Origin of the sequence: Succinivibrio dextrinosolvens DSM 3072, assembly GCF_900167015.1 — a bacterium.
GTDB lineage: Bacteria > Pseudomonadota > Gammaproteobacteria > Enterobacterales > Succinivibrionaceae > Succinivibrio > Succinivibrio dextrinosolvens.
Window position 1 is genome coordinate 1 of sequence record NZ_FUXX01000101.1, and the last position, 1229, is coordinate 1229.

The window sequence follows — 1229 nt, forward strand, 5'->3', positions numbered from 1 at the left end:
ATAACTACAACAGAATGATTACGCTAGAAAGCATCTTCTCCAAAGAGAACCTGAAACAAGCATTAAATCAGGTTATCAGAAATAAGGGAGCACCAGGGATAGACGGGATGACCGTAGATGAAATTATCCCTTGGATATATGCGCACCCAAATCAGCTTACTAACGAAATCATGAGTGAATCATATCGATTCAGCCCCATCAGAAGGGTATACACCCCTAAAGCAGATGGCAAACAGCGCCCGCTGGGTATCCCGTCTGTAATTGATAGAGTGGTTCAACAAGCGATAGCCATCGCCCTGAACGAAATGTACGATAGTTCGTTCTCTAACGGAAGCTACGGATTTAGACCGAGCAGAAGTGCCCACGATGCAGTGAAAACCGCTACAGCTTTCCTCAACATGGGATACACATATGTAATTGATCTCGATCTAAAATCGTTCTTTGATATGGTGAATCATGAATTCCTGTTACAAGTACTATCAAACCGAATAAAGGACAAAAGAGTTCTAAAGCTAATCAATAAAATTCTCAAAACAGAAATTATTGACGGGATGGAACTAATAAAGCCCTCAAAAGGTTTGACGCAAGGTGCTCCTTGCAGTCCAGTACTCGCAAACATCATACTTGATTTACTCGACAAGGAACTTGAGAAAAGAGGTCACAAATTCTGCCGATACGCAGACGACGTGATCATTTTCTGCAAGAGCCAGCGTGCAGCAGAACGTACATACGAAAGTATCTCTATGTTTATCGAAAAGAAATTACATCTAATCATAAACAAAGAGAAAACCAAAGTTGGTCATATTAACTCAACGATGAAATTCCTTGGTTTTGGTTTTGCCAAACTGAAAGTGAATGGAAACAGAAGCTACAGACCAATCGTACATAAGAAAGCGAAGAAAGACCTAAGAAATGACCTTAGGAAAATTCTAAACAAGAAATGCCCTAAAGGAATTGAAAGAACCAAAGAAATCACAAACGAATTTCTAATGGGATGGGCTCACTACTTCGCCTTAGGCATAACGATATCCAATATGACAAAGACTGAGTCTTGGATCAGGCACAAGATAAGAGCAATCTACCTTAAGGCTTGGAAGAGAAACAGTACGAAGGATGAGAACTTTAGGAAACTAAATACAAACTCAACTAACATCTGTCATACAGTTGCCAACAGTTCACTGGGAATATGGGCTAAAGCAAAGTTGGCGAATCGCATCATAACTAAGGAT

Annotated in this window: 1 protein-coding gene; it reads left to right on the forward strand. The window is 40.1% G+C overall.

Features of this window, described 5'->3' with window-relative positions; genetic code table 11:
* Positions 1–14: 14 nt before the first annotated feature.
* The coding region (ltrA, locus tag B5D46_RS11985) for a group II intron reverse transcriptase/maturase (protein ID WP_234973850.1) at positions 15–1229 on the forward strand (1215 nt) is incomplete at its 3' end.